This is a genomic window from Bhargavaea cecembensis (assembly GCF_000826125.2).
Taxonomy (GTDB): Bacteria; Bacillota; Bacilli; order Bacillales_A; family Planococcaceae; genus Bhargavaea; species Bhargavaea cecembensis_B.
Genome location: NZ_LN651373.1, coordinates 459,285 through 481,736, shown reverse-complemented (window position 1 = coordinate 481,736; position 22,452 = coordinate 459,285). Strand labels below are relative to the sequence as shown.

The window sequence follows — 22,452 nt, the reverse complement described above, 5'->3', positions numbered from 1 at the left end:
CAACCGCTCCTTCCTTTAAAGTAATTCAACCATTGAAGCAAGCTGGATTCAAACGTTTCACCTTCCACTGACTACAACGCGGAAGACCGGCCAAACATCCGGGCCCGCCGCCGAAGACACTCATCAAAACGAAAACCGGCCCTATGTCAAGGGCCGGTTTCTGCTCTGCTTCCATCATATTTCCACATGCACGCCGTGATGTTCCTTTTCCGCTTTCCGGTAGACGCCCTTTGCGACGGCGAGGTCGTAATAGGCAGCGCCGACGCATTTGAAGAACGTGATTTCTTCTTTGCTTTCCCGGCCGGGCACTTGACCGGTCTCGAGATGAACGAGTTCGCCGTGGAGGTCGTCGAACGACCAGTCCGTCTCCCGGTCGGCGTGGATGAGCTCGCCGGCTTCCTCGACGACGCCGTGCCGGTCGTCGGCCACGATCTTCGAGCATCGGGAAATGAACTCAAAATCGACTTCGCGCATATGCGGGAGATACGATCCGACTCCGTTCACGTGAGTGCCCGGTCGGACCGCCTCCCCGTCGAACACCGGCGTTTCCGAGCGGGTCGCGCAGTTGATGATGTCCGCCCGTTTCACCGCTTCATCCACGTCGCGGACGATCTCAAGCTTCACGTCTTCCCCGACCCGCCCTTCCTTCCGCAGCCGCTCCCCGAACGCGCGGGCCTTCGACTCGGTCGGGTTCACGAGGAGGATTTCGCGGATGTCCCGCACCGCGAGCACGCCGAGCACCTGCTCGTAGCCCATACCGCCGGTGCCGATCACGCAGAGGACGGAGGCGTCTTTCCGGGCGAGCCGGTCCGTCGCAAGCCCGCTCATCGCCCCGGTCCGGAGCCGGGTCAGATACGACGCGTTGAGGAGGGCGAGATGCCGCCCGTCCGTCGCGTCCGTCACGAGGACGACTCCCTGTGTGGTCGGGAGGCCGTTCGACTGCGGGTTTTCCGGGAAGATTGTGACGGTCTTGTTCGTCGCAATCCCGTCCGCGAGATCCGCACACGGCATATACAGCACCGAGGCGCTCCGTTCCGGAAATTCGATCACCGTCCGGATCGGATTTTCCACCTTGCCCGCCGCGAGCGATTGGAGCACACCCGCCACGTCGCGGACGGCATCATCCATCCCGTACATGTCCATGATCTGCTGTTCATTCATTGTAATCAAACCAAATTCCACCTTCCGCCATTCTTTGCTGTCTGTTCATGCGCTCTTTCAGACGAGCGTTTTTTCAGGGACGCGCGCCTCTTCCGGCAGTTCCATCCCTTCATCGAGGTGCTGGTCTTTCCTGTCGCGAACCGCCCAGATGGCGAGCAGCGACACGAGCGCCGTGAAGATGATATAGAGCGCAACCGGAACATACGAGTTGTTGAACTTCAGCAGCAGGGACGCTGCGACGAGCGGCGCCGTCCCGCCCGCCACGGCCGCGCCGATCTGGTAGCCGAGCGAGATGCCGGTGTAGCGGACTTCTGCTGAGAAGATCTCCGAGAACATCGTCCCGAGCACGGCCGTAATCGGCGCCCAGATGACGCCGAGCCCGATGATCGTCGCGACGAACATCATCAGGTTCGACCCTTGATGGAGCATCCAGAAATACGGGAATGCATAAAGCGCCATCGCGACCGTCCCGTACACATAGAGCGGCTTGCGGCCGACTTTGTCCGACAGATTGCCCATGACCGGGATCAGGACGGTCGTGATGATCGTCGCCACCATGACCGCCATCAGCACCTCGCTGCTCGAGTGACCGACATTCGTCGTCGCGTACGACACGACGAACGTTCCGAAGATGTAGAACGGCGCCGTCTCGACGACCTTCGCCCCGATGGCGATGAGCACTTCACGCCAGTGATATTTGAACGTATCGACGACCGGCACTTTCGGAATCGTGCCCTTCGCCTGCACTTCCCGGAACGACGGCGTCTCTTCAATCCCTTTACGGATCCAGAGGCCGAACACGACGAGCAGCGCACTCAGAAGGAACGGCACCCGCCAGCCCCAGCTCATGAAAGCGTCTTCAGGAAGCAGCGTCATGATCGACAGGGCAAGCGTACCGAGCACCATCCCGATCGTGACGCCCATCTGCGGGACGGAACCGAACAGCCCGCGCTTTTCCTTCGGCGCGTATTCCACCGCGAGGAGCATCGCACCGCCCCATTCGCCGCCGATTCCGAGGCCCTGGATGAGCCGGAGCGTGATGAGCAGGATCGGCGCCCAGATGCCGATCGCGTAGTACGTCGGCAGGAGCCCCATCCCGAACGTGGCGATCCCCATCAGGCTGAGCGTCAGGACGAGTGTCTTCTTCCGGCCGATTCGGTCCCCGATATGGCTGAAGATCACCCCGCCGAGCGGCCGGATGAAGAATGACAAAGCGAATGACGCGTAGGCCAGGATCAGCCCGATCGACGGGTCTTCCGCGACAAAGAACACTGTATTGAATACGAGCGCCGCCACTGTCCCGTACAGGAAGTAGTCGAACCACTCGATCGAACTTCCGACAAGGCTCGCGATGAGCACGCGCCGCATATCCTTCTTTTCCATCTGGATTTCCCCCAATCCCCTTTTAAATTGAAGCGTCACTTCAATTATGCTATCATTCTATACAAGAACAAATATTCCGTCAACATTAATTTAAAAGGAAGATCAGGATAATATGACGAGCCAACTTGGAGAGACGATCAAGAAACTCAGGAAAGAAAGGAAGATGACCCTGAAGGACGTGGCCGGCCGGACCGGCTTCTCGATCAGCTTCATCTCCCAGCTGGAGCGCGGCGTGTCATCGGCCACACTCGAATCGCTGAAGAAAATTGCCGTTGCGCTCGGCGTGAGTCCGGGCGACTTTTTCGAGGATGAGCGCACGGAGCCGGATAACGGATCCTATATGTACGAGCGGATCGCCTCGTACGGCATCCACTATCAGAACTTGGCGACCGGATTCGATGCCCCCGACTTTATGCCGATGCGCGTCCGGCTGAAACCGGGCGAGAACGGCGGGCGGCCGATCACCCATGCCGGACAGGAGTTCGTCTATGTGCTCGAAGGCGTGCTCACAGTGGAACTGGGCGGCAGCCTTCATGAACTGGGGCCGGGCCGGTCGCTCTTTTATGACGCGGGCGGGCCCCATTATTGGTACAACCGCAACAGCGAAGACGCCGTCTTTCTCTGCGTCGGATCGGACACGCAAAAAGGACCGCTCCGCTGAAGCACGGAACGGTCCACTTTCTATGATGGTTTCTCTGGCCGGCATAGCCGGGGAATCCGGCCGTCACATTTCCGGCACGGCTTCGCGGAGGGCTTCTTCAAGCTCTTCCCGATACTGTTTCTCCGTATCGGCGCTCCATGAAAATTCGTCCGCCATCCAGTTGATGACCGGTTCTTTCCATTGGCGCACCCAGTGGATGTCGAAGAACAGGGCACCTGTTCGGCGGATGAAGAAATCGACCGGCTTAACGGCCATTTCCCGGTCCACTGCGTACTTCAGGACGGCATAGACGTCCAGCGGCAGCCCGTCCTCTCCCCCATCTTTGGCGCAGGCAAAGAGGTCACCGGCATTCGTGCCGTATTTCTCGAGGATCGCCCGGCTCTGCCCGGGGGTGAGGCCGGCCGCCACTCCTTCTTCCACCCTGCTTTCAACATAAGCCGGAAACTTGGCCGAACCGCCGACATCCCCGCCGGAAATCGGCAATTGCCTCGTCCGGCATGGCCGGTAATTACCGCCAAGCCGGCGGGCAACGAGATCGACGACCGTCTCCGCCATTTTCCGGTAACCGGTCAACTTGCCGCCGGCGATCGTGATCAGGCCGCTGTCCGATTCCCAAATCTCGTCTTTCCGGGAGATTTCGGAGGCGTTCCTTCCTTCTTCATAGATCAGCGGACGCACGCCGGCCCAGCCTGATTCGACATCTTCGGGCTTGACGTCCACTTCGGGGAACATGAACCCGACCGCTTTCAGCAGATAGTCGACATCTTCGGCAAGCGGCTTCGGATGCACGGGATTTTGGTCGTAGAACGTATCGGTCGTGCCGACATAGGTTTTGCCTTCGCGCGGAATTGCAAACACCATGCGTCCGTCCGGCGTGTCAAAATAGACCGCCTGGCGGAGCGGGAACACGCTCTGGTCAAAGACGATGTGGACACCCTTCGTCAGGCGGAGCCGCTTTTTGCCCGCGGCGTCTTTGTCACGCATCTTATCGCTCCATGGGCCGGTGGCATTCACGACGGCTTTCGCCCGGATTTCGGCGGTCTTCCCGTTGATCTCATCATGCACGCGGACGGCCTTGATCTTGCCTTCTTCATAGATATAATCTTCGGCTTTCATATAGTTGACAGCGAGCGCCCCGTGCGCGGCAGCCGCTTTCATCACTTCCATCGTCAGCCGGGCATCGTCTGTCCGGTATTCCACGTAATAGCCGCCGCCTTTGAGTCCCTCTTTTTTGACGAGCGGCTCTTTTTTCACTGTTTCTTCGGCCGACAGCATTTTCCGGCGCTCCTGCTTTTTCACGCCTGCCAGGAAGTCATAGACCCTGAGGCCGATGTTCGTCGTGAACGTTCCGAACGTGCCGCCCTTGTGAAACGGCAAAAGCATCCATTCGGGCGTCGTGACATGGGGGCCATTTTCAAAGACGATGGCGCGTTCCTTGCCGACCTCCGCGACCATTTTCACTTCAAACTGTTTCAAGTAGCGGAGCCCGCCGTGCACCAGCTTCGTCGACCTGCTCGAAGTCCCTGCGGCGAAATCCTGCATTTCGACGAGCGCCACCGACATGCCCCGGGTCACCGCATCATAGGCGATGCCCGCACCGGTGATCCCTCCGCCGATGATGAGCAAGTCGAATTCCCGTGCTTCCATGTCCTTTAGAATTTGATCCCGGTTCATTGCTGAGAAATCCATTCTGTTCCCTCCATTGACTGTTGAATTACTTTATTTGGAAAACAACCAACACAAAAAGAGACCTGAACGATGCACGGCGGCCAGTCCGCCGTGCAATTCAGGTCTCTCTGTGACTCTAGACGTGGTGATTAACTTGTCTTTATCATACCAGACCCGGACGTCCGGAATCAAATCCCCGGCTCATTTGAAGGCGATGGTCGCCTCGATCGCTTTTTTCCATCCGGCATACAGGCGATTGCGTGACTCTTCTTCGATCGAAGGTTCAAATCTCCGTCCGACCTTCCCCTGCAGTGCGATCTCTTCGCAGGATTCCCAGAAACCGACGGCGAGTCCAGCCAGATAGGCGGCCCCGAGAGCCGTCGTTTCGTTCACGACGGTGCGTTCGACCGGCACGCCGAGAATATCGCTCTGAAACTGCGCGAGGAAATTATTTTTCACTGCGCCTCCGTCCACGCGCAGCGTCTTCAGCGGCAGGCCCGAGTCGGCCTCCATCGCATTCAGCACATCCTTCGACTGGTAGGCGAGCGATTCCAGCGTGGCCCGGACGAAATGCTCTTTCGTCGTCCCTCTCGTCAGGCCGAACACCGCCCCGCGCGCCTCGCTGTCCCAGTACGGGGTGCCCAGCCCGACGAAGGCCGGCACCACATAGACGCCCTCCGCCGAAGAGACCCTCTCGGCATACGACTCGCTCTGGGCGCTGTCTTTGAGCATCCTCATGCCGTCGCGCAGCCACTGGATGGCGGATCCCGCAACGAAAATGCTGCCTTCGAGCGCATATTCCACCTTGCCGTCAATCCCCCAGGCGAGCGTCGTCAGCAGGCCGTGTTTGGAGGAGACCGCCTTCTCACCCGTGTTCATGAGCATGAAACAGCCGGTTCCGTAAGTGTTTTTCGCCATCCCCTTTTCGTAGCAGGCCTGTCCGAACAGCGCCGCCTGTTGGTCGCCCGCGGCTCCTGCGATCGGAACCTCTTCCCCGAAGAAGTGCTGGGAGGCCGTATAGGCATATATGTGGGAAGACGGGTACACTTCAGGCAGCATGGCAGACGGTATTTCAAGCATTTCAAGCAGTTCCGCATCCCATTTCAAGTCATGGATATTATAAAGAAGCGTCCTGGAAGCATTCGAATAATCGGTCACATGGGCTTTCCCGTCCGATAGCTTCCAGATCAGCCAAGTGTCGATCGTCCCGAAGAGGAGCTCGCCTTTTGCCGCACGTTCCCTTGCCCCGTCCACATGGTTCAGAATCCATTTCACCTTCGTTCCGCTGAAATACGGATCGATCAGCAGCCCTGTCTTTTCACGGATCATCGCTTCATGGCCCTGCTCCCTCAGTTCATTGCAGATGCCGGCTGTCTGCCGTGATTGCCAGACGATGGCGTTATAGATCGGCTGCCCGGTTTTCCGGTCCCATACCACTGCCGTTTCCCGCTGGTTTGTAATGCCGATGGCGGTCACCTGCGCCGGCTCGATGTCCGCCTGCGTCAGGACGGTCGTCACAACTGAAAGGACGGACGCCCAGATTTCATTGGCATTGTGCTCGACCCAGCCCGGCTCGGGAAAGTATTGACTGAACTCCTGCTGGGCGGTATGCACCGCCTCCCCGTTTTGGTTGAAGAGGATCGCCCTTGAACTCGTCGTCCCCTGGTCAATGGATAAAATATACTGTTCCAAGCCCGTTTCCTCCTTGGTAAGCCGTTTCTCTTTTTATTCGCATGCATGGGTCCGAATGCGATGGTGTCCAGTTCTCTGCGCAAACCCTGCTCAGAAGAAGCAGAAATCCGCAGATGACACCGTAAGCGGTCAGGTTTCTCTACAGATGGCTTATGCTATACCTAACAGGAAATGAGCAATCCGCGGGCCGATCACGATCCGATCAATACTCCCTAAAACGGATTCATCCCGTTATATCCTCGCCTGTAAAATAAACACAAAAAAGAACAAGGAAATCCACATCGCCCTGCTGAAATCGCGGGCCTGCATGTGAATCTCCCAGTTCTCCTTCAAAGTATTAACTTCATCGTCGATGTTAACGCTTTCTTCCACTTTCGTCAATCATGGAAGCTTTGACAACCCGGCCGGAGCGGATCCTGCCCTTATTCGGAGAATAGGTCCCAAAGCTCCGTGTCCGATGTCGTGATCGCCCGCGCGCCTGCCGCAATCGCCGTCTCCACGTCTTCCCGGGTGCGGATCAGCCCGCCGGCAAAGATTTCGATGCCGAGCTTTTGTTTGACTTCCGTGATCATCCACGGGACCACTCCGGGCATGACCTCGATGAAGTCCGGCTTTGTGCGCTCGATCAGTTTATAGCTTTTTTCCAGGGCATGCGAATCGATGAGGAAGATCCGCTGGATGGACAAGACCCCTTTTTGCTTCGCTTTCTGGATCACGTTGGCTTTCGTGGAAATCAGCCCGTACGGCTTGAACTCCTGGCATAAGTACTCTGTCGCGTACTCGTCGCTCTTGAGGCCCTGGATCAGGTCAACGTGGTAAATCATCTTCTTGCCGTGCACCTTCGCCATTCCGGCAACATGCTTGAGCTGGGAAACGTGCAGCTCCAGGAAGATGCCGGCCTCGTAATCACTTTCCAGGAACCTTTCGAATTCTCTCATGCTGGAGAAAGCCGGCAGGATTTTTTTAGATAAGATCATCGTCTTCTCTCCTGACTTTATTCATACTGTCAGTGTACCATCCTGCCCGTCCTCCGGCATTACCGGTTAAGATCACTCCCCGTACTGCCCTGCCGCCAGCTCATGAAGACCGACCTTTTTGAGATAATCAACCGGTGCGAGGAACGTGACGGTGACGACGCCCGGGTGGCGGCCGATCTCGATCGCCCCCGTGATCGTCGCGCGGTTCATGATTTCCTCGACCGTCACGCCGAATGCGTCTGCCGCCCGCTGCATGCCGTTTCCGGTGGCGTCGTTCAAGGTCGGGCCCGAACCGACGAATGAGACCGGCAGCGATTCCTCAAGCTCCGGAATGTTCCACTGCCGGGCCACTTTCTCCGCCGAGCGCCGCTCCGCGACGGTGATCGGCTTCGCGGTATACGGGAGATCGTCGGTGTTCGGAAACAGGACCGGTCCCGCCAGCCCGGCGCCTTTGATCACATGGACCTGCAGATGGACGACCCCGGCCACATCGGTCGTGTGCCCTGCGATTTCCCCGTCCCCCTGCATCGCATGCATGTCCCCGAGATAGACCCCGCCGCCCGGCACTTTCACCGGACAGACGAGAACCGCGCCGGCCCGGACCCGGTTGATGTCCATATGTCCGTCGGTCCGGTGCGTCTCGAGCTCCTCATCCGTGCACGCATACTCATGCGGCGCACCCACGAGGAACGACCCGAAATCGCCCGCGTTGTGTGAATCCGGCGTCGGCCTTGACGGCGTCGTGCCGAGCTGCCCGAGAAACGGGCGGGTCCGGGCGATCACGCCGACAAGATCATGCGGCGCGAACGTGACAATCGGATTCTGGACCGAATTGTCCGGCGTCTGCATGTATTCCCGCCCGCTCCGAGCCACATCCTCCGCCGCTTCTTTTGTAAGGGTCACGCCGACGTCTCCCTGTTCATCGAAGAACATCGTGTATCCGTTCGTGAATTCAAACGGCGTCACGTTCTGCCCGCACTCCGCGCACCGGATGGCCTCCTGCCCGATTCCTTCGATCACCGTCTCAGGATAAAGCGTTCCGCAGCCCGGACATTTCACCGCGATGAACGGGTCCCCGAGGAATCTGCCTTCCACCGGGCGGTCATTCCCGGAGGCGGTCGCACGGGAAGTCACCTCGACCGACTTGATCCGGATGGCGATGGCGTCTCCGACTTCCGCCCCCTCCACGTACACCGGCTTCGTCACTTCGTGTCCGCCTTTGATGCACGGCGTGATCATCGGCCCCCAGCAGCCGGGTGCGGTGTGCGCGACGATATGCCCCCCGTCCTTGACCGGTCCGAGCATCGGCTTCTCCGGATCCAGCACCCCGTCGATGAATTCATTGACCAGCAACAGTTCTTTCGCCTCTCCGACCTGCTTTGCTTTATGAACCATGTCCAGCTCCCCTTTCGAATTTTCAGACTCTTATTCTATCTTATCACCGATCGGCGCCCTGTGGCCAAAGCCACGGGTCCTGCGGCCAGGAAGCAGATCCGGGCAGCGCGCGTGAATAGATAGCATGTGAGGGTGAATAGATAGAATGAGCCTCCGAATAGATAGAATGAGCCCTCGAATAGATAGAACCAGCACTCGAATAGATAGCAAGAGGTCGTGTGTCGGAGAGGCGGCTGGGAACTGCTGGCCGCGGCATGGAAGATGAATAGATAGAATGAGCCTCCGAATAGATAGAATCAGCCCTCGAATAGATAGTAAGAGGTCGTGTGTCGGAGAGGCGGCTGGGAACGGTTGGCCGCGGCATGGAAGATGAATAGATAGAATGAGCACTCGAATAGATAGAACCAGCCCTCGAATAGATAGTAAGAGGTCGTGTATCGGAGAGGCGGCTGGGAACTGCTGGCCGCGGCATGGAAGATGAATAGATAGAATGAGCACTCGAATAGATAGAATCATCACTTGAATAGATAGAATCATCACTTGAATAGATAGAACCAGCCCCCGAATAGATAGTAAGAGGTCGTGCGGCCAGGATTCGATAAAAGAGAAAGCCATGCATCCGGAAAATCGGCTGCATGGCTTTTCTTATTTAAACAGTTCGGAACGGATCAAATTTCCGCTTCCTGCAAGTTATTTGTCACATGAAATCCATTCCGCTTTCCATCTCTTGCATCACCTTCTCCAATCCGTTCAGCCGCTTTTTCACGTTCAGCCGGATGCCGAGTTTGTCGGTGAGCGGTTTCAGATATGTCGCGGTTTTTTCATCGACGTGGAGTTTGGCGGGAACCGTTTCGATCCGGGTCAGGAAATCGGCCAGCGCGGGTTGCGCAGCGATGGCCGGCTCGGTGGCCGGGAGCAGGTCATAGCTGGCGACCATGCCGGTTTCGATATGGAGCGCCAGCGCGATGAGCGGGAAGAACGGACGGTCGCCGGGTTGCTCCTGGACGGCGCCGAGCATCCGGAACAGCCCGAATTCAAACGGAACATCGACTGCGGGCAATTTTTGCAGCCGCTTCACGTCCAGCTCGTTTAGGAAGAGCGGGATTTCCGGCTCGGGCGGCAGGATCGGTGCCGCGATGATGACCGGCTCCATCAGTTCCGGATCGTCTTCGTCCGGCATGTATGCCAGCATCTCCCCGTCCCGGTGGAATTCCGGGACTTCGTTTCCGCCCTTGATGATCTCCACCGTGGAATGAACGGCGGACAGGATATTCGTCAGCAATGCGGCTTCATCGGGGTCCGGGATCCAAGGCGCGAAGCCGGGTTCGAAGTTCCGGAAGCACGGCCACTGCTTTTTCCCGCGGAACGAGAAGCCGTGGTCTTTGATCAGCTGATAATCTTCCTTCGACAGATCTTCCCGGTTTTCAAGGTAGACCGCCAGGCCGGTCAATCCGTAGAGGCTCTCCTCTTTTTTGAGCGTGCCGTCAAACAGCTTGAGCAGGTAGCTGTACCCTTCCCAGCCATAGTAAGTCACGACTCCAAACTCTTCCCCGCCCGCACCGAGGACGGAAACGAAAATCGGCTCGGCCAGATGAGGGTCCTTGATCGCGAACACCTGGTCGCTCCCGATGAACTCCCAAGGCTTCAGCTTGCCGAGCTCCTTCACGGTCGACAGCGTCTCACTCCAGATCTCGCGGACATCCTCTTCATCCGGCCCCCCGTCAAGACCGTCCGGGTCGCCGAAACTGAAGATTTCACCCGGGCCGTCCGGGGCACCTGCCAAAAGATCCGCCAGCAGATCGCCATCCAGCAGATCCGTAAACTCGTTGAAATCATCGTTGATGTCGGCCACGAGTTCTTCCGGCGTCCGCCCGCCGCTTCCGTCGTACTCCGGCGGGAACGTGTCTTCTTCCGCCGGCTCGCCGAATGCCCCGATGCATACCGGATAAACTTCTTCCGGGTTTTCCTTCGCGACGCCTTTCAGCGTGATGCGGTGGCTCCAGTCCGAACCGAAGTCGTACATATAGACGGCTTCGTCACCGGGCTGGAGGAGCCACCGGTCCAGCCGCTGCTCTTCTTCATCCAGCGGAAGCTGGCCGTCCTGCAGTCCCGGAGGCGGAATCGGGCCGATTTCCGTCCGTCCTTCTCTGCCTTCCCGCTTCATCACCCAAAAAGAGTGCAGATGGCTGTCTTCCCATTCGAAGGCCAGTTGAAGAATGGCATGCAGCTCCCCGAACGTCGTTTCCCCTTCCACCAGCAGCCTCCGCATGACCGGCGGCTCGACGACGTCCAGTACAACTTCCAGATCATAGATCATTCCGCTTCCCCCCGTTCCGTGATGTAATTCTATTGTACATGTCCACGGAAGCGGCGGACAGCAATCCGGAAAGAAAATAGGCAATAATCAAACCGGCAGTCCGCCCCTCATCTTTTCCTTCGCCGCCTCGATCCCCGGCAGCCGGCCGACGACGGTCCCGCGGAGGTCGAGCTTGTCGAGGAGCGGGCGGATCCGGCGTTCCGTTTCTTGCGTCATCAGGACTTCGGCAGGGATCGCCCCGTAGCTAAAGATCAGAAAATCGGCGAACACCGCCTGCGCCATCACGTCCGGTGCCGGGCGGGACAGGAACTGCCGGGAAATCAATTCGCCGGAATCGGCATCCGCCCCGAAAACGGCGAGCGGATGATACATCCTCGGCCAGCCCTCTTCCCGGAGCGCGGACGGCCAAAAGGAGACGTCAAACTCTACGCGTTCATCTTTGACCGGCAGCCTCAGGATATGCCAAAGGGTATGATCCTTCACCCGGAGTCCCGGCCTGTGGGCGGCTGGCTCCCCCGGCACCGGAATGAGTTCCGGGTACATCTCCCCCGTCCCCGGTTCCGCCGGACGGAAAACGAGCAGATCCGGATCTTCCCCGAGGCGGGGGACCTCCAGTCCGTGTTCCGCCGCCGCCCGGCTCACCGTCTTGACAGCCTTAATCGCCTCCTCCAGCATGATGAAGTCATGAGGCATCGGCGGATTCGGCATATAACCCGGCTCGTGGACGCGCATCAGCGGCCAGCCGTCATCGGGGAAGGTGAAGCCGAGTTCCCGGAACATCTTCCGCTCCGGCAGGAACATCTCCTTTCGGCGGATGAATGTGGCAAACATGCCGGGCAGTCCGTGGATCGCCTCCTCGCCGGCGAGGGTGCCGGCGATTTCGCGGCGCAGGATCCGGTAGCCGTCCCAGCCATAATACAGGACGAGCCCGAACTCCTTGCCGTCCGAGCCGAGGACCGACACGAAAAACGGCTCCCGTGTTCCTTCCAGTTCGATCGCGATGATCTGCCGGTTGTCCAGACGGTCCCACGGCTTTTCGTCATACAGTTCCTTCATCGCCCGGGTGGCATTGACCGTTCCTTTTCTGAGGGTCGACCTGACTTTTTCGAAGTCCTCAAGGGAAGCCGGGCCGTCCCCGTCTTCATCCTCGCTGCAGAATGTGCCGCTCCAGTGAACGTCGGGATTGTAGGCGTCCGGCATGCCGTCGAACTTGATAAACGAATTGTTCGCATCCAGGCAAAGATCCGATGGCGTCCGGGTCCCGGCAGGCACGAACATCGGCGGCACGGTGAGCTTTTCGGGCAGCTCCCCCTCGGCTGCCGGGCAATTCGGATAACCTCGTTCCGGATCGATTTCGAAAACGTCCTCAACCCGGATCCGGTGTTCCCAGCCTGTTCCCGCGTCCACGCGGTACACCCCTTCAGCCCCCGCCCTCTTGAGCCAGTCGAGGATCTTCCACCGGGGCGATTCCACTTCATCGATGACCGTTTCCCATTCTTTTCGCCTGCTCCGGGCCGGAAAGCTGAATTGGTACGCATGACCGCGTTCCCACTCGAACGCCGTCTGCAGCACTTCATGCAATTTCCCGAGCGACCAGTCCCCCTCCACTTCGAGCACCCGGCTCGTCCGCGGCCAATAGTCCACCACTTCAACTTCCATCCTGACGATCATCTGCATCCCCCTTATCCACCATTTTCCCTATTGTATCCGCCGATTCCCGACCAGGACAATCGACCTAAAGACCGAAGCCGGAAACCCGGTTTTTCATCGGTCCAATACAGGATAACTTGCGGCAAAATTGGATTTTGGACGTTGTGAAAGCACGGTTTGGACCCGGGGAAATCAAAACGGCGAAGACCCGAGATTCTTTCGGGGTCTCCGCCGCGCGGTGGATTATTGGAAGCTAAGCTGATGGATATGAAGCTCCGTTCTGTCTCTGATTGCCACTCACTCGGGATCAATTGCGATCGATCTTGCGTCTATGGGACAAAGCGTTGTGTATCTCAGCTGAAACGTTATTGATCTGGCCTGAAACGTTGTTGATCTCATATGAAACGTTGTGTATCTGAACCAGAGCGCCAATGATCCTCCGGATGCCGTCACAGGCCATCCGATGCCTCGGAACTCCCTTGCATCAACCGCTCAATCTCCTTTTTCCCCGGCAACGCTGGAATGCCGCCGCGTTTTGTGACTGCGAGTGCGCCGGCCGCGTTGGCGAAGCGGAGCCAGTCGGGGAGCCGGCCGAGGTTCAGCGTGCCTTCTCCGGGGCCGGCTTCCGAAAGCTGATAGAGGAAGGCACCCCAGAATGCGTCGCCTGCTCCGGTTGTATCGACCGCGTTCACCGGGAATGCCGGGACTTCCGTCAGACGGCCTTCCGAGTAACAGGCGCTGCCCTTTCCGCCTCTCGTGAGGACGATTACGGGGATGCCATATTCACGGGCCAGCCACGCGCATGCCCGTTCTTCATCGGGCTCATCCGCAATCAGAACCAGTTCATCTTCGGCGACTTTGAGATAGCGGACGAGCGGCAGGATGCTCCGGATATCCCGGATGAGCCGGTCCCGGTCGCCGATCAGGGTTTCCCGGATATTCGGGTCAAACGAGACGGCTTTCCCCATCCGTGCGGCACGCCGGATGGCGGACAGCGTCGCGCTGCAGGCCGGTTCCTTCGTCATCGAGACAGAACCGGCGTGGAGGATCTCCGCCCAGCCGATCGCCGAGTCCGGGATGTCGTCTTCCGTGAGGAGCGCGTCCGCGCCGGGTTTCCGGTAGAAGCTGAACGACCGGTCTCCGTCTTCGTGCAAGTGGACAAATGCGAGCGTCGTGTTCGCCTCGTCCGAGAACCGGATGCCGGCCGTTTCCACGCCGACATCTTTGAGCGTGCGGATCAGCGTCTCCCCGAATACGTCGCGTCCGACTTTGGCAATCAATGATGACTGGCCGCCGAGCCTGGCGATCATCGCCGAGACATTCGCCGGCGCGCCGCCGGCATTCTGTTCGAACAGCGGATCGCCCTTGTCCGAGATCCCGTACGGCGTGAAGTCGATCAGCACTTCTCCGACAGACAGAACTTTCGCCATTGCGTCCCTCCTCTTATCGTTGTGCGATCACGCGCTCCGCCTGTTTCCGGCCGTCTTCGATGCAGAGGCCGATGCCGACGCCGTGGAAGGAGGCCCCTGCGACTGCGACACCCGGATACTCCTCATCAAGCAGGGCTTCCAGTTCTTCGACGGCCGTGCGGTGGCCGAGTCCGTATTTCGGCATGAGTCCGTACCACGGAGTCACTTCGACGACGGCCGGCTCCGCTTTGATGCCGAGGCTTTTTTCGAGGTCTTGGCGGGCGAGCGAGATGAGCGCATCCCGGTCCATCTCTTTGATTTCTTCGAATTCCGGGTTGGCGTTCTTATAGAACAGGCGGACGAGCAGCCGTCCGTCCGGTGATGTATGCGCCCATTTCCGGCTCGTCCATGTGCAGGCATCACAGATGACCGCTCCGTCCCCCGTCGTGATGAAGCCCGTCCCGTCAGCGGGCAGGTCGGAATCCGGCAGGTCGAAGCCGAGATACATCGTGAGGATCGATGCGTTCGTGAATTTGCGGAACAAATCGTCCGGCGCCTCTTCCCCGAGCAGTTTGCGGATCTGGCCGTCCGGGATCGCCAGGATGACGGCGTCCGCCCTGATCACCCCGCTTCCCTTGACCGAAAGTTCGTACCCGCCGCCGACTTTCCGGAGGCGTTCGGCTTTCGCGCCTTTCAGGATCTCCGCGTCCGGCATCGCTTCTTCGAGCGCATCGATGAGCACGTCCAGCCCGCCGTCAAACGACAGGAACTTCTTGTTCGCCTGTGCTTCGAACTTCGCCCGGTTCGCGCCGAGTCCTTTTATGATACTGCCGTATTCGTTTTTATATTCGAGCAGATACGGAAGCGTCGACCCGAGCGTCAGGGAATCGATCGATCCGGAATACACGCCAGACAGCACCGGTGCGATCTGGCGTTCGACGAGCTCGTCTCCGAGGAATGCGCGGAGGAATTCGCCGACCGGACTGTCCAATGTGAAGGAGTGCTCGGCCTCTTCGAAATCGCGCAAGGCGGTCCGCTTCCCTTCTTCCGATACGAGCGTCGACTTCATGAGCGACTCCTCGCTCATCGGGATGCCGAACACCGTGTCCGCCGGGATGGCGTGCAGTCCTCCGTCCCGGTACAAGTAGGAGATTCCGGTCGCATTATGGACGACCCGGTCCCCGAGGCCGAGTTCTTCAACGAGCGTCCGGATCCCCTCATGGCGGGTGACGATGGAATCCGCCCCCGTTTCCATGATGAATCCGTCTTTCTTCACCGTCCGCAGCTTTCCGCCGAGCTGTTCATCCGCTTCGACGAGCGTGACGCGGATCTCTTGTCCCGATTCATCCGCCAGCTTCCGAAGCCGGTGCGCCGCCGACAGTCCCGTGATTCCCCCGCCGACCACCAACACTTTTTTCATCCAGACCCGCTCCTTTTCTGCGACTTTCTTCTCCTGCAAGTGTACACCGTTTTCCGTTGCCCGTGCGACCCGCCGGACCGAGCCGGATTGACAGTTTCATGAATGAAAAGCGGGAAGATCAACTGGGCATCCGGTGAAAAGGCGAATGTTTTGATGGGCCTTCCGTAATTTTATTCGCCTATTTACCTAATCTAACCCCTTTCAACCCAGTTATTGCATTGTCTCATCCGTTTTTCCCGTGTTACACTGGCTTAGAACTAATAACTCTCCCATATAAGTCCGATAATCCGGTTCGGATGTTTCTACGACGGGGCCTTAACCCCGCCACTATGGGTGCTATCAGAAGCCCGCTTTCCGCGGTTTTTTCATGATGCGCCCTCCCGAACGGAGCGGCGCATTTTGTGTGGGAAAAAGGAGCACGACATGGATATCTGGAAAGACATACTCGCCGCCCTCAGCGGTGTTCTCAACGCGCTGCCCCAGGGTCTTCTCGCCATGACATTCGGCTTCGCCTCCATCCCGACAGCGCTTGCCTTTGTTGTCGGTGCGGCCGGCAATATGGCGACGAGCAACGTAGCGGTCATTTCCTATCAGGCCGAGACGCTCACGCTCGCCGGGACGATGGGCCGCAATATGCGCGAACGGCTTTCGATGATCTTTTTCGGCGCCGCGATTCTGGCGGTGATCGGCCTGTTCGGTGTCCTTGAAGGCATCATCGACTGGATCGGTCCGGTCGTGACGAGCGGGATGATGGCCGGCGTCGGCATCATGCTGGCAAAAGTCGCCTGGGACATGGCCCGCGCCGACCGGCTCATCGGAATTGTCTCGATGGCGAGCGCGTTGCTGACGTATATCGCCACGGCCGACCTCGTGTACACGATCACCGTGTCCGTCGTCCTGTCGAGCATCGCCTACGCGTTTGCCAAAAAGGGCGGCACGAAGTCAGAGCCCATCCCTTCAATAAAAGAAGGGTTCATCCGGCAGCGGCTCGTCATGAACCCGTCCGTGCTGCGCGGCGCCCTTGCGCTCGTCTGCCTGAACATCGGCGCCAACATCGCCTTCGGCAAGATTAACGGGGAAATCGCCGGCGCCGACGTGAACGTCGACACGATCACCGTTATCTCCTCGCTCGCCGACATGGCCTCCTCCTTCTTCGGCGGGGCCCCGGTCGAGATCGTCATCTCCGCCACGGCGAGTGCGCCGCATGCGGTGCTGTCCGGCGTCCTCATGATGATCCTCATGGCGGCGATTCTCGTTACCGGCCTGCTTCCGAAAATCGGAAAGTTCGTCCCGAGCGCATCGATCGCCGGCTTCCTGTTCGTGCTCGGCGCGTTCGTCACCCTTCCCGGAAATGCCATCGCCTCCCTGACAGGCGAAGAAGCCGGAAGTGGAATCACCGGAGCCGTCACGATGATCATCACCGCGCTGACCGACCCGTTCTTCGGCATGCTGGCGGGTGTTGTCACTGATTTCCTCCTCGGCCTGTTCGGTGCCGCTTAAAAATTGAAAGGACTGATCCGATTGAAAGAGACCTATATGCTGAAAGTCGGCAACGTGATCCGGGAGCTCCCGATCATCCCCGTTTCCAAAGAGATGAGGATCGCCAGTTTCGTTATCCTCGGCGACACGGAAATCGTGTCCGAGGCCGCCTCGCTCATCGCGGGCAGGCTGCCGGATGCCGACTTCCTCGTCACCGCCGAAGCGAAAGGCATCCCGTTCGTCCATGAAGTGGCGAGCAAGCTCGGCATGAAGCGATACATCGTAGCGCGAAAAAGCGTGAAAGCCTACATGGACCATCCGATGGAAGAGACGGTGTACTCCATCACCACACAGAGCGAGCAGACCCTCGTGCTCGACGGAACCGACGCCGAAGCACTGGCCGGACGCCGGGTCATCCTGCTCGACGACGTCATCAGCACCGGGGAATCCATCCGCGTGCTTGAAGCGCTCGTAACCAAAGCCGGCGCGGAAGTCGTCGCCCGTGCCGCCATCCTGGCCGAAGGCAACGCCGCCGAACGCAAAGACATCATCTACCTCGAACGGCTTCCGCTGTTTCCGGTGGATTAATGGTAGAAAGAAGGAGTTGACGTATGGTCAGCTCCCTCATAGAAAAAGCAAAAAGCAAGGACTCTGGTCGCTTTCCGCGGGCCAGCCGTCAAGCCTCCTCCGGCTTTCAGCCGTGCGGGGTCTCGCCGGCCGGCTTTCCCGCAGGAGTCTTCCGGCATCCTTGCTTTTTGCTGTTTAACGGGGCGTTTCAATGCTTTCCGGACCGCCCCTTTTTCTTTTTCTTTCCATCAATGCAGCAGCCGCCATAGATAAAACGTCGCGTACGCGCGCCAGCCTTTCCACGGTTCGGCGAATGCCTCCGTCTCGGGCAAGGTCGGCTTCCGGTCGAGTCCCGCCGCGAGCTTCAGTGCGTTATGGAGCCCCACGTCGGCCGCGGGATAGGCGTCCGGGGAGTGCAGGCAGCGCATGAGCGCATAGTTCGCCGTCCACGGACCGATTCCCCGGATAGCCGTCAGTTCCTTCTCGATCAGTTTGTCATCTTTCAACTCAAGCAGGCCGGTCTTCGTCAGTTCTCCGTCCGCGATCATCCGGGCGATGTCGATGATGTATTCGCTTTTCCGACCGGTGATCTTCAGTTCCCGGAGTGCATCCGGGTCAAAGCCGGCGACCGCTCCGGCATCAGGGAATATCCAGAACGTCTGCCCGTCCGATTCGACCGGCGTCCCGAACGTCTCGACGAACCGCTTTTTCAGCACGTAGGCAAACGAAACGGTGATCTGCTGGCCAAGGATCGCCCAGACGAACGTCTCAAACAGATCCGGAATCCCGACGACCCGGAGGCCGCGATGCTCCCGGACCGCCTGCCGCAAAAGCGGATCCCCCTCCGCCAGCTCGTAGAACGGCGTCAGGTCCCGGCCGAGGTCGAGCCAGTCCCGGATGAAAGCCGATACTTCCTCACCGGCTTTTCCATCCGGACGGCCCTGTTTGAACTCGACGGAGATTCCGTCCGGATCCTCCGACATGCTGAACACGACCGGCTGTCCATCGACTTCCAGCGCGCGGGTCACCGTCTCCCCTTCTATGTGGAACATGCACTCATCCGCGGAGCGCGAAAGATACGCCAGACATTCGGGGAAGCTGAAATCCGGGGGTGTATGGACAATAACTCTATCTGTTTCCAACACACATTCCTCCTTTTGATTTCAGTTTATCTTACATTCACTTTCCGAAATATAAAAACGGCCCTCTAAGAGAGCCGTGATGTTCCGTTAAACCACCTTTGCTCGTTTAGAAACAACAGGCAGTTCCTTGCCTATGTCTTCAGTGAAGTGATCCGGTTTGAATTTCGCTTTCAGTTGCATTGCGACCAAGTATACGATGCCGGATGCGATTAGTGATTGAACAGCCGGAATTCCGAATGTGCTAACATATTGGGTCAGATAGCCGATTAGCGTCCCGAACACGAGAGCAATTGTCGCCATCCAATTCCAACCTGAAAGGTCCTTCCATTGGCGCTTACGGATAAAGAAAAAGTCTGCCATCATTACTCCGGCAATGGCCGGATAGACAAGCGCTGTCATGTAGAGAAAGTCCATGAAATAGTCGAGAATCCCTGCAAGGGCTATGACAATCGCAATCAATGTACCGCCCAATGTCAGAAGCGCTCGGCCACGGTTTGAGTTGACGTTACACAAATTGGAGAGAGCCAACCCCATGCTGTAGTTGTTGACGAGTTGACTTGTCCACGTTGCAAACCAGAGTATGAAGAAACCCCATACCGGGAAACCAAGATTCATCATCACATTGACGATATCCGCATCGCCTACCCCTACGGACATAACTGCTCCAACATAAAACAACGGAAAACCGACTGCCACGATCCCCAGCGGTATAAGAATGTTGTCTTTGACCTTCGGCTTGGCGTACCTCGTATAGTCTGAAGCAATCACCCACTGCGAGACATTAAGTCCGATAACAAGTGACAGTGCTGCCAGGAAGGTAATCTGAGGATCTGGATTCCAAGCCATAATTGTATGCAGACCTGTGTTTTTAAGGGCGAAATAAATTCCTCCCACAATGAGAAGCAGGCCTGCAGGCACCGCAATGTAATCCGTCCATTTCATCGAGTTATAACCAATAATTGAAGGGATTGCAAATGCCAATCCTGCAACAGCTGTGACAATTGCCCATGGCCAGAACTGATTCTCATAATCGATACCAAACATAGCGGAGATTGCATTGCCTGCAACAGCAGTCTGCAACGCCCACCAACCGAGTGAAACAATGAAGATAGTTAGGCCTACTATGAACCTTGCCTGTGCGGCTCCGAAACTCGATCTTGCAATCACGGACGAAGAACGGCCGGTTTTGGCTCCCATATAGCCTGCAATTGCATTGCCGATCCATTGAATAACAACCAGAGAGACTAGTAATACCCAGAAGATTTCCGACATGCCGAAGGAACCTGCGAGTGTGGCACCGACCATGAGAACGGGAATCGTGAATTCAAGACCTCCAAATATCATGGCTGGTGTCAACCAATGCTGACGCTTATCTTCAGGAATAGCAGCAAGGGCTTCGTCCTTGCCGCCGCCAAACGGTTTTGTGTCTTCCATTTCACGATCCCCCATTTTTTAAATTTTAGCCTACCATTACGAAGACAAGCTCGCAGTCCTCATCACCGTCATTAGTGGCCACATGCTCCTCGCCTTTTGGGATAAGCGTGGCATCTCCCGCACTAACACGGATTTTCTCACCGCCAATTTCAGTGATGAGAGATCCCTTAAGAATGATGGAGTATTCATTCTCCGCGTGTTTTGAGACACCTGTTAGCGGGACCTTTTCACCTGCGCGGATGACGACACGGCCAACTTTCACCTCGGAATCTCCAACCGGTTCGGAGAAAACTGTTTTCATCGAGTAAGAATCATTTCCTTCTTCCTTCACGTCAGCCAGCTTGAAAATATCCATTATGCTTTCCTCTTTTCCGTTACAGTTTCGACTTCAAATGTTCCCGGGTTCACTTTAACGCCGTATTTTTCCTCGGCTTGTCCAAGCGTCATATAACCGTTCTTTACGTCGCGTGCCACCTGCTCCGCAGGACGTTTCAGCGGATCGCCATACCCGCCTCCTGTGGCAGTCATCAACTTTACGACGTCCCCCTTATTCAGAGGGTATCTCGGATACATTCCGAACGGACCGTCTGTTGTTCCATCTTTTTTCTCAATAATAAATTCATTCGGTGAACCCTTTTCGCCGCCATTCAATCCCCATGGATGGAACTTGTTTCGGCCAAATGTGGCTGATACAGCTTGGCCATCTGTCATTGCCCGGTAACTGCGGATAACACCGGCGCCTCCGATATACTCACCGGCACCTTTCCCATCCGTCTTCAAACTATATTCATCAATCATGACGCCGTACCGTGTTTCTGCCACTTCAACAGGCACGTTATACGTTTCACCGTCGCCAATACAAAACTGGCCACGGGCTCCGTCCTGTCCGCGGGCTGCTCCCCAGCCGCCGGCAGAAGGTTCAACGATGAGGAATGGCTCACCATTCACATGGTGATTACCGCTGAGAGTGACTGCGCAAACGGACAGCAGCTGTCCCGCCGGCAGCCGATCCGGCAGATGCGGAGCCAATGCCTGCATGACAACATCAGCGCCGCCCTGCATGGCTTCCCAGTAGATGGAGACAGGGGCCGGACGTTCGGCTGATACAATCGATCCTGGCTCCGTAATAATTTCGAGCGGGCGGAAGACACCATCGTTCACGTCCTGAGACGGGTTCGTAATTGCCAGGAAAACGGTCCTGACCGCAGAAACCAGTCCAGTGTACGTTACGTTTACCGGACCCGGCACCTGAGCATGAGTTCCACGGAAATCACAGATGAATTTATCATCCGTTATTGTGACTTTCACGCAAACATTAAATGGTCCATTTCCGAAACCGTCATCGTCTATGAAATCTTCAGCAAAAAATTCTCCTTTAGGCAGCCTTGCCAGTTCCTTGCGTGCCATCTGCTCCCCGTGATCCAAATAATTCACGATTGCTGCCTTGACTGTTTTAACTCCATTTTTCTCGCAAAGTTCTTTAACCCGCTTTTCTCCTGTCCGAATGGCGGCTACCTGTGCCCACAGGTCTCCGAGGGAGAGATCCGGAAAACGAATGTTTACCTTGATCATATCAATGACCGCTTGATTGAGCCGGCCTTCTTCATAAAGTTTTACACAAGGAAGTTGAAGGCCTTCTTGATAGATATCCGTAGCATCGTTACTGAAAGAGCCGGGGTCTTTTCCGCCGACATCTGTCCAGTGAGCTTTGTTGGCAGCGAAAGCAACAAGTTCTCCCTCTGCGAAGATCGGCATAACAAACCCAACATCGGAAAGGTGGGATCCGCCTCCGCCATAAGAGTCATTAATAATGATGACATCCCCTGGCTTCAGATCTCCTTCCCCGCCGAACTTGTTCAGAGTTTCTTTGACCATAAACGTCAGCATTCCGATGAAACCCGTAACCCCATTTCCCTGAGTAAGAAGCTGTCCTTTTGCGTCGGTTAATCCGCTTGCATAGTCAAGAACCTCGTAAATAACGGGACTCATTGAAGTGCGGGCCAATGTGTGGAACATCTCCTCACCAATTGCCACAAGCGAATCTTTTACGATTTCCAGCGTAAACGGATCGATTGACTGCTCTTTAATCGTTGCCAT

General features: G+C 57.3%; 17 protein-coding genes and 1 riboswitch. Of the genes, 3 read left to right on the top strand and 14 right to left on the bottom strand.

All coding sequences use genetic code 11. The features are described 5' to 3' along the window. Positions 1-174 precede the first annotated feature (174 nt). The gene (locus tag BN1189_RS07995) at positions 175-1,170 is read right to left on the bottom strand and encodes an ornithine cyclodeaminase family protein (protein ID WP_040227189.1); all 996 of its coding nucleotides are present in this window, start codon (positions 1,168-1,170) and stop codon (positions 175-177) included. A gap of 48 nt (positions 1,171-1,218) precedes the next feature. Then, a complete protein-coding gene (locus BN1189_RS07990; protein ID WP_040227223.1) occupies positions 1,219-2,544 on the bottom strand; it encodes an MFS transporter in 1,326 nt (441 codons plus the stop codon). 112 nt (positions 2,545-2,656) lie between these two features. Between BN1189_RS07990 and BN1189_RS07985 the strand changes: the two genes are divergently transcribed. Further along, a complete protein-coding gene (locus BN1189_RS07985; protein ID WP_040227187.1) occupies positions 2,657-3,205 on the top strand; it encodes a helix-turn-helix domain-containing protein in 549 nt (182 codons plus the stop codon). A 63-nt stretch (positions 3,206-3,268) separates the two neighbouring features. Here BN1189_RS07985 and BN1189_RS07980 read toward each other — a convergent pair whose 3' ends face one another. The 8 genes from BN1189_RS07980 to hemG all read right to left on the bottom strand — a co-directional run bounded on the left by BN1189_RS07980 (position 3,269) and on the right by hemG (position 15,733). After that, a complete protein-coding gene (locus tag BN1189_RS07980; protein ID WP_040227185.1) occupies positions 3,269-4,894 on the bottom strand; it encodes a glycerol-3-phosphate dehydrogenase/oxidase in 1,626 nt (541 codons plus the stop codon). A 180-nt stretch (positions 4,895-5,074) separates the two neighbouring features. Beyond that, positions 5,075-6,565 (bottom strand): glycerol kinase GlpK, encoded by a 1,491-nt coding sequence (gene glpK, locus BN1189_RS07975; RefSeq protein ID WP_040227184.1) that lies wholly within the window; start codon positions 6,563-6,565, stop codon positions 5,075-5,077. A gap of 422 nt (positions 6,566-6,987) precedes the next feature. Further along, complete coding sequence (locus BN1189_RS07970) at positions 6,988-7,542, bottom strand: glycerol-3-phosphate responsive antiterminator (RefSeq protein WP_040227182.1); 555 nt, start codon at positions 7,540-7,542, stop codon at positions 6,988-6,990. Positions 7,543-7,614: 72 nt separating this feature from the next. After that, complete coding sequence (locus BN1189_RS07965) at positions 7,615-8,937, bottom strand: acetamidase/formamidase family protein (RefSeq protein WP_040227181.1); 1,323 nt, start codon at positions 8,935-8,937, stop codon at positions 7,615-7,617. A gap of 697 nt (positions 8,938-9,634) precedes the next feature. After that, a complete protein-coding gene (locus BN1189_RS07960) occupies positions 9,635-11,254 on the bottom strand; it encodes a plasmid pRiA4b ORF-3 family protein (protein ID WP_040227180.1) in 1,620 nt (539 codons plus the stop codon). An 87-nt stretch (positions 11,255-11,341) separates the two neighbouring features. Beyond that, positions 11,342-12,925 (bottom strand): DUF7309 domain-containing protein, encoded by a 1,584-nt coding sequence (locus BN1189_RS07955; protein ID WP_040227179.1) that lies wholly within the window; start codon positions 12,923-12,925, stop codon positions 11,342-11,344. 428 nt (positions 12,926-13,353) lie between these two features. Next, on the bottom strand, positions 13,354-14,334 hold the full coding sequence (locus tag BN1189_RS07950; protein ID WP_040227178.1) for a carbohydrate kinase family protein: 981 nt from the start codon (positions 14,332-14,334) through the stop codon (positions 13,354-13,356). Positions 14,335-14,347: 13 nt separating this feature from the next. Then, on the bottom strand, positions 14,348-15,733 hold the full coding sequence (hemG, locus tag BN1189_RS07945) for a protoporphyrinogen oxidase (protein ID WP_040227221.1): 1,386 nt from the start codon (positions 15,731-15,733) through the stop codon (positions 14,348-14,350). Between the two features lie 249 nt (positions 15,734-15,982). Continuing rightward, positions 15,983-16,083: riboswitch (purine riboswitch) on the top strand. Positions 16,084-16,156: 73 nt separating this feature from the next. Here hemG and BN1189_RS07940 point away from each other — a divergent pair. Together BN1189_RS07940 and BN1189_RS07935 are read left to right on the top strand one after the other, a co-directional pair. After that, entirely contained in the window at positions 16,157-17,233 is a 1,077-nt protein-coding gene (locus BN1189_RS07940) for a guanine permease (RefSeq protein ID WP_040227177.1), read from the top strand. A gap of 21 nt (positions 17,234-17,254) precedes the next feature. Then, entirely contained in the window at positions 17,255-17,800 is a 546-nt protein-coding gene (locus BN1189_RS07935) for a phosphoribosyltransferase family protein (protein WP_040227175.1), read from the top strand. Positions 17,801-18,027: 227 nt separating this feature from the next. Here BN1189_RS07935 and BN1189_RS07930 read toward each other — a convergent pair whose 3' ends face one another. From BN1189_RS07930 to BN1189_RS07915, 4 genes are all read right to left on the bottom strand, one after another. Continuing rightward, positions 18,028-18,921 carry a DNA-3-methyladenine glycosylase family protein gene (locus BN1189_RS07930; RefSeq protein ID WP_257125398.1) on the bottom strand — a complete coding sequence of 298 codons (894 nt, stop codon included), beginning with the start codon at positions 18,919-18,921 and terminating at the stop codon, positions 18,028-18,030. Between the two features lie 87 nt (positions 18,922-19,008). Next, the gene (locus BN1189_RS07925; protein WP_040227171.1) at positions 19,009-20,355 is read right to left on the bottom strand and encodes a purine-cytosine permease family protein; all 1,347 of its coding nucleotides are present in this window, start codon (positions 20,353-20,355) and stop codon (positions 19,009-19,011) included. 25 nt (positions 20,356-20,380) lie between these two features. Continuing rightward, positions 20,381-20,710 carry a cupin domain-containing protein gene (locus BN1189_RS07920; RefSeq protein WP_040227170.1) on the bottom strand — a complete coding sequence of 110 codons (330 nt, stop codon included), beginning with the start codon at positions 20,708-20,710 and terminating at the stop codon, positions 20,381-20,383. Further along, the gene (locus tag BN1189_RS07915; RefSeq protein ID WP_040227169.1) at positions 20,710-22,452 is read right to left on the bottom strand and encodes a hydantoinase B/oxoprolinase family protein; all 1,743 of its coding nucleotides are present in this window, start codon (positions 22,450-22,452) and stop codon (positions 20,710-20,712) included. The genes BN1189_RS07920 and BN1189_RS07915 overlap by 1 nt, the downstream gene beginning before the upstream one ends.